General features: G+C 56.3%; 8 protein-coding genes. 3 read left to right on the forward strand and 5 right to left on the reverse strand.

The features are described from left to right. Positions 1-29 precede the first annotated feature (29 nt). The 5 genes from HPY30_03205 to HPY30_03225 all read right to left on the reverse strand — a co-directional run bounded on the left by HPY30_03205 (position 30) and on the right by HPY30_03225 (position 5,602). Entirely contained in the window at positions 30-2,444 is a 2,415-nt protein-coding gene (locus HPY30_03205) for a hypothetical protein (GenBank protein QYZ65088.1), read from the reverse strand. Then, complete coding sequence (locus HPY30_03210) at positions 2,444-3,271, reverse strand: c-type cytochrome (protein QYZ67883.1); 828 nt, start codon at positions 3,269-3,271, stop codon at positions 2,444-2,446. The genes HPY30_03205 and HPY30_03210 overlap by 1 nt, the downstream gene beginning before the upstream one ends. A gap of 68 nt (positions 3,272-3,339) precedes the next feature. After that, positions 3,340-5,247 carry a hypothetical protein gene (locus tag HPY30_03215; protein ID QYZ65089.1) on the reverse strand — a complete coding sequence of 636 codons (1,908 nt, stop codon included), beginning with the start codon at positions 5,245-5,247 and terminating at the stop codon, positions 3,340-3,342. 23 nt (positions 5,248-5,270) lie between these two features. Further along, positions 5,271-5,423, reverse strand: a complete 153-nt coding sequence (locus HPY30_03220) for a hypothetical protein (GenBank protein ID QYZ65090.1) — start codon at positions 5,421-5,423, stop codon at positions 5,271-5,273. 11 nt (positions 5,424-5,434) lie between these two features. Next, a complete protein-coding gene (locus HPY30_03225; protein ID QYZ65091.1) occupies positions 5,435-5,602 on the reverse strand; it encodes a hypothetical protein in 168 nt (55 codons plus the stop codon). A gap of 544 nt (positions 5,603-6,146) precedes the next feature. On the opposite strand from HPY30_03225, the gene HPY30_03230 reads away from it, so the two are divergent. The 3 genes from HPY30_03230 (at position 6,147) to HPY30_03240 (ending at position 11,844) form a co-directional block, all read left to right on the forward strand. Next, positions 6,147-8,570, forward strand: coding sequence for a HEAT repeat domain-containing protein (locus tag HPY30_03230; GenBank protein ID QYZ65092.1), 2,424 nt, complete (start codon positions 6,147-6,149; stop codon positions 8,568-8,570). Between the two features lie 69 nt (positions 8,571-8,639). Further along, positions 8,640-9,371 carry a hypothetical protein gene (locus tag HPY30_03235; protein QYZ65093.1) on the forward strand — a complete coding sequence of 244 codons (732 nt, stop codon included), beginning with the start codon at positions 8,640-8,642 and terminating at the stop codon, positions 9,369-9,371. A 247-nt stretch (positions 9,372-9,618) separates the two neighbouring features. Further along, positions 9,619-11,844, forward strand: coding sequence for a universal stress protein (locus HPY30_03240; protein ID QYZ65094.1), 2,226 nt, complete (start codon positions 9,619-9,621; stop codon positions 11,842-11,844). The last annotated feature ends 73 nt before the right edge of the window (positions 11,845-11,917 follow it).

Consider the following 11,917-nt stretch of genomic DNA (forward strand, 5'->3'; position numbering starts at 1 on the left):
CGAAAAAAGTAAGTAGGAGGCGCGCCCTGTCACCTGTCTCCTGTCACTTTTCTCCTTTGCGACCTTACCAACATCAGGCCAGCAAGGAAAATCAACAGGGCAATGCCTGCCGGGAACCCATAGACCCGCTGATAGTCGAACTCCGGCGGCAGGAAGAGCCAGTACCAGGTGCTTAGGGTGTGTTTGGATCCCACCTCGCCGTTACTGCCGTCCCAGTTGGCGAAGGAGATGGGCATGAACTGACCCTCGACAAAATCGATATCCCCAATCACACCGCCACTGCGCGGACGCGTCATGATGACACGCCACTTACCATCTTTCCACTCACCGGCCGCGCTAAAGGTACCGTCCGCCTCACGCAGCTTGGGGCGTTTGTTGGGGCCGACGCCTTCCATGAGCATAGCACTGGCATCCTGTTTTGGTTCGACACTGCCCGCATTCCAGTACCAGATGGTGGTGTGGTGACGCTTGTCGCCATGTCGATAGAAAGGTTTCTCCACCATCGGCGCCGACATATAAGCGGCCTCCATAGGGAACTGGACCGCCACCGCATCGGCGTGCATCTCCTTGTTCTCGTCCTGCAGATCGGTAAAGTATTCGATACCGGGACGGCTTTCGGTACGATCATCCACTTCTAGCAGAAAGGCGATCTCCTTCTCGTTATAGATGGCGCGCACGGTCACTGCATCATTTAGCGGCGTGAACAGACGCTCTTCCTTGATGATGTTGGGCACCAGACTCAGGGTAACCGCGTCCGCGCCATTCCAACGCTCATCATCCAGCGAGGTCGGCACTCCGCCGCTTACCTTGGTGCCGGTTACCACCGCACCATCTTTTGGCTGCACCGCTGTATCACGCAGGCTGTAGACGAAGTTGGAGATATGCCAGCGATCCTCCAGGCTGACTGGATCCTTGTTACCCTCTTCCACCGCACGGTGAGCAGGCATCGGCGTACCGGGAATACCGATGGAGAGACGGGTATAGATCGCCTTGATGGTGGCATCCCTCTCCTTCTCGGCAGAATCAGTGGACTGAGTGGCGCGCCAGGTCCAGGGCTTGGTCAGATCCCGCGGCCAGATGCGGAAGCCCCAATCGTCCTCCAGTTTTTTGCCGGAGACGATATTGCCCCTGCCCGCTTTGCCGTGGCACTCCTTGCAGGATTTGATAAAAGCTTCACGCCCCTTGTCCACCGACTCCTCCGAGAAAGGGATCTGGCCGCCCAGTGGTTCAACTTCTGCAGTCTGGCGAAAATCGGTCTTAAGATAGTGGCCATCGTCATCGAAGAAGTCGTCATCCGCATCATCAGGGGCCCAGGCGGCGGTGATATCGAAACCCTTGATCACCGGGATCAGGCTACGGATCTGCTCATCACTCATTAACGATGCCCAACCCGGCATGCCGGTTCCTGTCAGGCCGTTTTTGATGGTATTGAACAGGTCATCATCCAGCGGCAACAGAGTGCCGGGAGAGGTCTTGTATTTGAATAGAGCCAGGGTGAAATCCCGGGGCTTGGGATACATCAACTCCGCTGCCACGCCGTCTCCGGCGCCCTGCTCTCCGTGGCAGACCTCACAACGGAACTTATAGAGATCCTTGCCCTTGATCTCCTTGCGTTTGGCCAGCACCTCGTCCTTCATGCCGGTCACAACCCGGGAGATCTCCGGGTCCCAGATCCGCGGCACCTGGCCGTTATAGTCGAAGATGAAGGTGATAACGTTCCACACATCCTGTTCGCTCAACATCTCATGCCACACCGGCATGGCTGAGTTCCAGGGAGTGCCCTCCTTCGGCAGACCGGGACCACCCGTAGTGATGCGCCAGAAGAGGAACGACTCCTGCAACTGTGGGATGATAGTCGGGTCCTGGAAGTTGATCGGTTGTGGATTGAACCCGGAGCCATATTGACCCTGGCCGTCCAGCAGATCGCCGTGACAATAGAAGCAGTTCTGATAGTAGACGTCGCGCCCTGCACTTACCACCGTCTGGTATTTGTCCCAGCCCGCCGCTTTGTCGCCGGCGAGGGTCTTAAGAATATCCTCTCGAATGGGGTTTTCCAGCGTCGCAAGATCGAAACTTTTACCAAAAGCCTTGACCGAGGCTGGGGGAGCGGGATGTACCTGGCGCAACTCCACCGGAGCATCATTACTCGGCTTCACCATGCCATAGACAGTGTAGCCAACGATCAGCGGGATGATGATCAGAAACGCCCAGCGAACCATCGACAGATTATCGTTACGCAAAGTAGCAAGTACCGGTACCTGGAACTCCGCCCAGCGCTCGTCGTCGAAAGAGAAATAGAGCAGCACACCAATGATGGTGATAATCATGTACTGGATCATCAGCGTCTGTGGCAGCAGCGGCGGAAAACCGAACTTGAACGCCAGATAGGCTACCGCGATGATCAGCACCGCCTGCAGAAAAGCGGGAATCCTAAAGCTCTTCATTATTTTTTCTCCGCCAGATGCTGCACGATCATCTCCAGCTCTTTAACCGTCATCTTCTCCGCAAAGTCTGCAGGCATCGCCGGAGGAAAACCCTCCGTAATCACTGCGGCAGGATCAACAATGCTCTGACGTATCTCTGCCTCACTCAGGCGCGCCCCAACGGTTGCCAGCCCAGGACCCACCAGGGCGTCCTCAGAGTCCATCGCATGGCAGGAGCTGCAGGCATATTTACCCAGTGCCTCCTCCGCAGTGGTCGCTGGTGCTGGTGCCACTCCACCAGCTGCCGGTGCTGCAGCAGCAACTTCCGCAGCCGCCTCTGGTGACGGCAGGGATACGGTCACCTCATTGCCATCCTTCGCTTGCAGATAGGCGATGATTGCATCCATCTCCATCGCTGAAAGCTGGATCGGAGCTTTGTCGACGGCAGGCATTGGCGAGACGGTATCGTTGGATCCTTTTTTACCCCACCCGACGGCGACAAACTTGCTCGGATCAATCATCGATTCAAGGATATAACCCGCCGCATCTTTCGACTCACCCTGGTAGCGCTCATCGGCAAGACGTTCGGACGAAGTGCTCACCATGTCCATGCCCTGGATGTCAGGCGCTCGTCCGATAGGCGGCGGCTTGTGGCAGAGGGTGCAGGTGCCTTTGTTCATAAACAGGTCTTCGCCCATGGCAACAAAGTCGTCCATGGTCAGAGAACCCAGATCGACCTTCGTCTCCACCGGCGCTTCACCCTCCACTTGTGGCAGCAGCTGCGTCACCAGGGTGAAGACCAGGGCCAGGCCGATACTGAATCCAATGGTTTTGAAGAAGATGGTGATCCCGGACTTTCCTGTCCGGTCCCCTTCGGGTGCGCTCCGCCCATCCAAATCTTTTCCCGAAAGATTTGTCATGCCACGCCTCCTTCAGTCACCGTTTCCGGTTTGGCTTGTTTGGTTCCGCTAAGACTGGCAACCCAGAACATAAACAGCACAAACAACAGGAACAGTACGGTCACAATGGTGATCATGTTGCCGGCATAACCAATGGTGGGAATAAAATTGTCCGGCGAGTTGTCCTTCATCACTGTGTAGACATGCCAGTGCGTCTTCACCGACGAGCGCACATAGCCCATCAGACCCATCAGCCATGTAAAGGCAATCGGCAGGGCAAACAGGGCGTACTGGGCTCGATCGGGGATCCTGCCCCAGTGCGAAGGCAGGGTCTTGGCATTCTTGAACATCAGGCTGTCGATAACGATACCCGCAATGATCACCACCAGGGTCGAGCTCACCTGGGCCACTGACGAACCCACCTTATAGACCGTATTGGTGAAGTAGCCGTAGTAAACACCGAGGAAGATGATGTTGACGATCGCCACCACATAGATCGCCACCATCAGCGCATTGCCGATTGGCGCCCAGGTAACGGTCGCCACCTTGTCCGAACGGCGATAGAGCTGGAACGAGAGAAAGGTCACCACCAGCATCAGGTTAACGGCGATATTCTTCGCCGGCATGATGCCCAGGGGGCCGAGAATATGGTGGTGGCTGCCTCCCAGCTGCGCGATCTCCGACGCAGACAGTATTAGGGTATGGGGGGTAACCCAGGTCAGGAAACAAACCACCAGTACGAAAGCGATAAAACCAATGAAAGGCTTGTAGCGTTTGGAACCTTCGGTGCGAGACATACCCGCCCAAAGGTAGTAGTTGCCAGCCAGCAGGATGGTGCCGATCAGCACCGCCTGCACGATGAATAGCCAGGCCAGGATACCGCCCATGGCGGTGATGCCCATCTGCTGGGAGTAGGCGTAGATCTCCGCCATCAGCCAGTATCCAGCGAAAGGCAACGGCAGAAAAGCAAGGATAGCGATGAAGTTGGAGGTATATCCCATCCAGTCGTAATGGGCCCGCTTCTCCATATCCTTTGTGCTCAGGAACTTATATGCGGCATAGGCCCCGACAACGGCTCCACCGAAACCGATGTTGGCAATAAATCGATGCAAATTGATCGGGTTCCACAGCGGCCCCTTCATTACCTCCCAGATATTACCCACCACCACACCAACCTCATTGACGCCTGAAGGTGCCATCATAAAGGTGGCCCAGGAGTTGGAGATCACCATGATGGTCATGCCCGCGCCATTGAGCAGCAGACCAAGACTCAGGTGCACCCACTTCAGGTTGCCGTAGCGCATGGCGTTCCAGCCATAATAGTAGGTGTAGAGGAAGAAGCTCTCGAGGAAAAACAGCCCTGCGTAGACCAGCCACTGGGCACCGAAGACGTGCATCATGTAACCCATGAAATCGGGATAGAGCAGGAACAGCGCCAGTGCAAGAGAGCCGCCGAAGATGGCGGTGATGGAGAAGCCGGTAAGGCTGATCTTCATAAACTCATGGGCCATACTGTCGTAGCGCTCATCGCCAGTCGTCACCCCCACCAGTTCGATCACCAGGACAAACAGGGGTACCGCCAACACCAGGGCACCGAAAAAGAGGTGTAACTGGGCCAGGATCCAGACCACTGCCCGGCTGCTGACGCCGATATTCGGGTAGTCCTTGCGACTCGTTCGGGGTGCCGCGATTTGTTCCGGCTCTTCCGCCCCACTGGCCACACTATCCGCTACGGGAACAAAATCCTGGCCTTCAATATGGACCCGGCCGATCGGTGCGATGCGCTGTTCGGCCCCCCCCATCCCCATATCCGCAAAAACAGGGGTTACGCCAAATACAAGCAGAACTGCCAACAGGGACAGCAGCCAACCAGGCCGGTTTGAAAAACCGTTTCGACGTATCGATTGATGTCTGTTCGACCTCATCTCTTTCTCTCTCCCCTGCCTGCTCAACCCGCCGGGGTCAGGTCAGCATTCAGGGGCAGCCCCTGCATGTTCATAATCAGATGATCCAGGCCGTAGAATGCCACCAGGGAGATGGCCAGCGCGGCAATCCAGATGACCAGCAGTGCAGCACCACCAATCTTATTTTCTTCACTCATTTTTCCACCCCTTAACCGTGATGCACTGTGACGCCGCCCGAGTAGATCAGCAACCAGTAGAAAAACAGCAGGATACCGATCAGCACCCCAACAAACAGCTTCGGTCCCCAATTGGAGTGCCCGGACACATCTGTGCCCTCTTTTCTTTCAGATTCGTTGATTTTCTCTGGATCGGACATTAGCTGCACCTTTGGCGGCAATTGATGAAAAGTGCTTATTCCAGGCACTGAGTGCAAAATTCAGGCCAAGTGGCAATCACAAGCCAGACAGATATCGGTCCGGACTTGCCTTGCAGATTCATACAACTCTAATCCCTTGTATTCATACCAGGAATCGGTGGTGCACGGCCAAGCACTGGCCATACAGGCCTCTTTGGTTTTTACTATTTCCATGAAAGAGTCTCACTAAACAATCTGAACATTTCTTTCACTCAATAAAACCGGTATGTACCATTCGTTTCAACCCCCTCATGCGTTAACGCCAGTCCTAATAATCTGGCGTTCCCCCTCATAAAACCAATGAGGAACAGGGGATATCACCCAAAACAGCACAAAGCGTTCAATCATGCCTGCGTTATTAGACCTGTTTGAACGTATCGTTTAGTCTTCATTTTTCATCCATCACAATTCCAGCGCTAAGTCAGGCAGTTAAGGATCGGCTCATGTTGGTACAGCTCTTGCTTCGCATAGGGGGATCTCCATCCCAGACGGGCATTCGATGAATATGAAAAAAAAGACCGAACAGTCTCTGACAGACCTCCTTAAAACAGGCGATGAGGCTGATCGCTGCTACGCTGCCCGCACCTTGGGAACCCTGGGCAGCAGAAGTGCCGTGGAGGCTCTGATCGAGCAACTGACAGATGAGGACATAGATGCCTGCGTGGATGCCGCCGAGGCATTGGGAAGGATCGGTGACCAGCAGGCTGTACCGGCACTGATCAAATCTCTCGAGAACGAAGAGAGCGGTGAAGTCTGTACCGCCGTGACTGCTGCGCTGGGCCAACTCGGCACTGAGGATGCAATCACCATCCTGAAAAAGATTGCGGTAGATCGACCCGAAAGAATCGAATGGGAAGACGATTGGGATAGATGGTGGGACATACAACTCGCTGCGGTTGAGGCCCTGGGGAAATTCGGCGTCGAAGATGCCACCGGCACCCTGCTGCAGATCATGGAGGATGAAACATCCCAGGATATCGACCCGGAAATTTTCGCCGCCCTGGCCAATATCAAAGAGAGCGGCATCACCGCGCTACTCGAACTGCTGGCGAACGGTTCCATCATGCAACGCCGCCGTGCCGCCCGGGCATTGGGACATTCAGGTAACCCCGGGGTCACCAAAGCCTTGGGGCAGGCCCTGCGCGACGAATCACCGGAAGTCCGTGCGGCCACCGCCACAGCCCTGGCTGATATCAATGCCCATCGTTATCTGCCCGCTCTGCTCCTGCTGCTACGCGATCCTGAAGACGATGTTCGCTCTGCGGCCATAGAAGCCTGCAACCGTCTGACGAAATCCAGCACCGGCGACAGCGGCATCATCTCCGAAATCACTCCACTGCTCAGCGACCCCAGCAGTCTGGTACGTGCAATCGTTGCCTCCACCTTGGGCAGTTTGATCCAGCCCCGATCCCTGGATGAAGAGAGCCTAGCTGCGGTGGCGGACTCACTCACGGACAAAATCTATGACACTGCAGCGTCTGCCTGTGACCTTCTGGGTGTCAATGGAGACCCGGCTTCGCTGGACACACTTATCGCCACCGTGCGTAACAAAAATATATACAGCATGGTTCGACGACAGGCCACCCTTGCCATAGGCCGTATCGGCATACTCAACACCGACACCCTCGATCTGCTCAAGGAGGCGATCGCCGACAAGGAACAACCGGTACGCCTTGCCGCCCTCGACGCCTTAACGGCGCTCGACGCCATCCCAACAACAGAGGAAGAGACAACAGAAGCATTGCAACGTCCCCTCGACATCGTGCTTGCTGCCATCGCCGGCGAACTGGAACTCTCACCAGAGGAAACACCGCAGAAGGTCAGTCAGGCAGTAGAGTTCGATCCCACTCCGATAAAAGAGCAGGATCGCAAAGCCGAAGATACCGTAACCGAGACACCCGGTGTTCAAAATGCGGAGACGGGAGCAGAGTTGACAGATAGCGAATCCCTGGTGCTGCCGGAGACCCCTGGCCGTTCTGTGGAACCTGGCGAAGTCAATGCTGCAGTCTCCACCCTCGATGCCATCGCCCTGGACAATGCGGAGGTTGCCTTCGGAGTCCACGAGGCGCTGCCGGAACCCGAGGTCGAAATCGAACAGGAGATGGAGGATTTCCTTGAGGTCGTGGAAGATAACAAGCGCGTCGGCGAACGGATGACCCGCGGCCGTCGCAAGATCAGCATCGAAGACGATGTCCGCCGCCTCGGTGTGCGCGTGCTCATCGGTAATACCGACGATGCCTCGGTTGCAGGACTGATCCGGGCCCTCAACGCGGATGATGGCGTACTGCGTTATGAAGCTGCACTGGCCATCGCGGAAACTGCACGCCTGCACCCCGGACTGGGGAGCCTGATGAACGCCTTCGGCTCCCTGACAACCCAGTTGGGTCTTGGCGACGAAGACCAAAGAGTGGCGTGTACCCGCGCAATGGGTCTGCTCCACAACAAGGCAGCCATGCTGCCTCTACTTGACGTCCTGAATGACCCACAGACTACCTTGCGTGTCGAGGCCATCTCCGCTTTGGTTGAATTGAGCATCAACGGTGACGACCCCGACAAAGCCGGCCACATGGTGATCAAACCCGTCTCTCCCAAAACCATCCTGCGCAAACTCAGCAGCGCTCTGGGGGATTCGGAATTCAATGTGCGGATGGCTGCGGCCAAAGGCATCGTTCAGTTACTGAACCTTGAGGGACTTAGCGAGTCCAAAACCGAGATAGTGGAGCAGTTGATCGACACAGGTTTTCTCGGTGCCGGAGCCCAGGCCCGGAATATAGGCAAACTGCTGCGTTCCATCGATATCCAAGGCAGCGCCGAGAGGCTGCTCAGCCAACTGGAAACTGTCGATTCAAGCGCTGAACGCCGGTTTGTCATCGAAATGCTTGAAGAGCTGTTTATTTCCTCCAACGACCGGTCGCAACAGGCGGCTTGAGTTGAGTTCCATTTTTTCCATCACACCGAGTAATGTCACATCGCTGTTAACACTAGGAGAGTCAGCAAAATGAAGAAGTTGATCATCGCCCTCAGTCTGGCCGGCCTTTTCGCCCTGCCTGTCGCTGGACAGGCCGCTAAATACAAAGAGGTCTCCGTCAGCAACGGCGGCACCATCACCGGCAAGGTGAGTTTTGCCGGCAAGGACAAAGCGCCCAAAACCTACAAGATTTCCAAAGACAATGATGTCTGCGGCACAGGCATCCGCGAGATAGACTACGTTCGAGTCAACAATGGTTCACTGATGGACACCGTCGTCTATCTGGACAAGGTCAAAACAGGCAAGGCCTTCGACGCCTCGATCTCCAATGCAATCCTGGATCAGAAGGGTTGTGAGTTCAAACCCTTCCTGCAGGTAATGAAGAACGAAACCAAAATCGCGGCCGTCAATCAGGATCCTATCCTGCATAATATCCACACCTACGAAATCATCGGACGCACCAAGAAAACCGTCTTCAATGTAAGTCAACCCGAGCCCAACACCGTCACCAAAACGGTCAAGCTGAAACGCGGATCAGCCATGAAGGTGGAGTGCGACGCCCATGATTTCATGCATGGTTTCGTCTTCGTCGCCAAGAACCCCTACTACGCCAAGGTAGCGGAAGACGGCACCTTCAGTATCGACAATGTACCCCCGGGCAAATACACCATCAAGGCCTGGCACGGCACCCTGAAGGACCAGAAATCCAAGGTCGAGGTTACCGCAGGCGGCACCGCTAACGTGGACTTCACCTTCAAGTAAAACCCTGGGGAGACTGTCGGATGTCCTATTCCGGCAGTCTCCCATGGAGACCGGACTATGATATTTTCAAAACGGCTGAACCTGGCGCCGCTCGACTATCTCGCCATCGTTGCCGGGATCATCAATGCGCTGGTGATCGGGGCCATCGTTGTCTACTGGTTTCTTAACAACTGAAAGGTGGCAGGCAACAGGTGACACGCCTGAATCCTGCGACTTGTAACCTGTAACCTGTCTCCAGTTTTTATCTATGTCCGCACAAACTCAAGCCAGCTCCTCTGCACCAGTAGCACTGCCCACCTACGACTCCATCCTCCTAGCAGTGGACTCTTCCGACCATTCAAACCGCAGCATCACCGAGGCAGTCAATCTGGCCGCTATCTGGAACAGCGCCCTAACTGCTGCCCACGTCTATGCGGCCAAACTGCACGATGTGCGTTTCCGCCAGATGGAGGGAGGACTGCCGGAGCAGTTTCGCGAAGAAGAGGAGCTGGAACGCCAGCGGGATGTGCATGACGACCTGATCACCCGGGGACTCTCCATCATCACCGACTCTTACATGGACCAGGTGGAAAAGGAGACGTCACAACAGAACATCGAACTCAAACGCCGCGCCCTGGAAGGCAAGAACTACCGGGAACTGGCACGTGAGACCAACAGCGGAAACTACGATCTGCTGGTAATGGGTGCACTGGGCCTTGGCGCCGTCAAGGGCAGCCGGCTCGGCACTGTTTGCCAGCGCGTCGCAAGACGCTGCGACGTCGACATGCTGGTCATCAAGGATCCTCAAAAGTCCATCAAAAAAGGCCCCATCGTGGTCGCGGTGGACGGCTCCACCCGCTCCTACGGCGGGCTGCTCACCGCCCTCGCCCTGAGCAAGGAGTGGGATGTGCCGCTGAAGGTGATCTCCGCCTTCGATCCCTATTATCACTACGTCGCCTTCAATCGTATCGCAGGGGTGCTCTCCGAGGAGGCGGGCAAGGTCTTTCGCTTCCAGGAGCAGGAGAAACTGCACGAGGAGATCATCGACTCCGGTCTGGCGAAGATCTACCAGGGCCATCTCGAAGTGGCGCAAAACATCGCCGCAGACCAGGGCATGCCGATGGAGATCAAACTACTCGACGGCAAGCCCCACGATGTCATCAACCGTTATCTGAAACTGGAACAACCCTCACTGCTGGTGATCGGCAAGCTCGGCATCCATGCCGACGATGAACTCGATATCGGCGGCAATGCCGAGGCCCTGCTTTATGATGTGGATTGCGCAGTATTATTGAGCCAGCGAGAGTACCGTCCACCGGTGGAGCGCATCGCCGAGGTCACCACCTCGTGGACCAACGAGGCAGAGGTTCGCATGGAGCGGGTCCCCTCCTTTGTGCGCAACATGGCGCGTATGGCGATCCTGCGCTACGCCCAGGAGCACGGCCATACGGTCATCACCGAAAGCATCGTTGAAGAGGCTACCGCCCAGCTGATGCCGGGACACGCCGAACAGGCAATGTCCGAGATCGTCGAGGCCTACGATAATGGTGAGCTTAAACGCAAACCCCCTACCGAAGAGGTCATGCGTTGGGACGACCAAGCCAAACAATTGCTGCTCACGGTAGACGACCTCAGCCTACGGGGTAACCTGAGCATGCGGGCGGAGAAGAAGGCACGAGGGGAGGGTCATCGAATCGTGGTGGCTGACCATATCCGCCCCTTTATCGAGGACCTAGATGAGGGCCGAGGGCCAAGGGCCAAGGGCCAAGGAAAAGAACGCTCTGCTCCACCCTCGGCCCTTGGCCCTGATTCCTCGGCCCTGATACATTGGCAGGCCGCTGCCCTCGCCCGTCTGATGCGAGTCCCGGAGGGTTTCATGCGGGACGCATCAAAACAGCGTATCGAAGCCTATGCCAGTGACCAGGGACTCAATGAGATCTCACTGCAAACCGCCGAAGCGGGTCTGGCAAAAGCCCGGGATGCTATGGCGTCGGCCATGCAAGGCGATGCTCAACCCTCGACCCCGGCTACAGAGAAAAAGAGTGCTTGCCCCTTTGCCGAACTGGTGCAACCCGTACCCAAGCCAAAACCCGCTGTCCCGGAAACCAAGCTGGTCTGGAGCAATGATGCCGAAGCAATGCTCGCCAATGTTCCCGCGGGCTACTGCCGCGACATGACGATAAAAGCTGCCGAAACCATTGCCGGTCAGAGCGACATAAAACAGATCGACGCCGGCTTCCTGGGCCAGGTCATGCAGACCTTCACCCAAGGTTCAGCAACTGTAGAGGAGACAATGCCCTGGAACGAAGATGCCCGTGAGCGCATTGCCAAGGCACCTGAGATGGTTCAGGGCATGCTGGTGAAAGAGATCGAGGGCTGGACCCGACGGCAGGGACTCGACCGAGTCGATCACGATGCGGTAGACGCGGTGAAGCAAGAGTGGGCCGAACGTGGTGTATTCCACCTCGATCCGAATGATCACAGGAACGGTTAAACATGACTTGTAGGAGCGGCGCCTCGCCGCGATCAGGATACGGAACCGTACGCTTCGCGGCGAGGCGCCGCTC

This window comes from Gammaproteobacteria bacterium (ex Lamellibrachia satsuma) (assembly GCA_019623805.1).
In the GTDB taxonomy this organism is placed as follows: Bacteria; Pseudomonadota; Gammaproteobacteria; order Chromatiales; family Chromatiaceae; genus QGON01.